The 433-nt window shown below is 62.4% G+C and carries 1 pseudogene; it reads right to left on the reverse strand.

Annotation, left to right across the window (positions count from 1 at the left end):
* Positions 1-73: 73 nt before the first annotated feature.
* Positions 74-433 (reverse strand): annotated as a pseudogene (locus D7X12_RS42015) (hypothetical protein); the annotation flags it as partial.

The following is a 433-nucleotide window of genomic DNA, read 5'->3' on the forward strand; positions in this document are numbered from 1 at the left end:
CCACCAGGATCACCACCAGCATGTTGATCAATGTGACGGTGAGCATGGTCGGTACTCGGACTGGATCGGAGTGTCATTTGGCCGCATCGACCAGATTATAGGTGGCAGGGTCCTTGGCCACCGGCAGCAGCGCCGGGAATTCTTCCGGGGTGATGGTTTCCTTGGCCAACAACAGGCGTGCCCCAGTGTCCAGGTCGGCGCGTCGTTGCTCGAGCAAGGTCCGGGCACGGGCGTAAGCGTCTTCCAGCAGGCCTCGAATACCCAGGTCGATTTCGCGCGCGGTCTGCTCTGAGTAGTCCTTGCGCTCCTGGCGCAACAACGATTCGCCCAGGTAACTGGCCTGTTGGCGCTCCAGCACTGCCTGGCCCAGTTCCGTGCTCATGCCGAATCGGGTGATCAGCTGGCGGGCGATGTCGGTGGCGCGTCCCAGATC

The sequence above is a fragment of the Corallococcus sicarius genome, from assembly GCF_003611735.1.
Lineage (GTDB): Bacteria > Myxococcota > Myxococcia > Myxococcales > Myxococcaceae > Corallococcus > Corallococcus sicarius.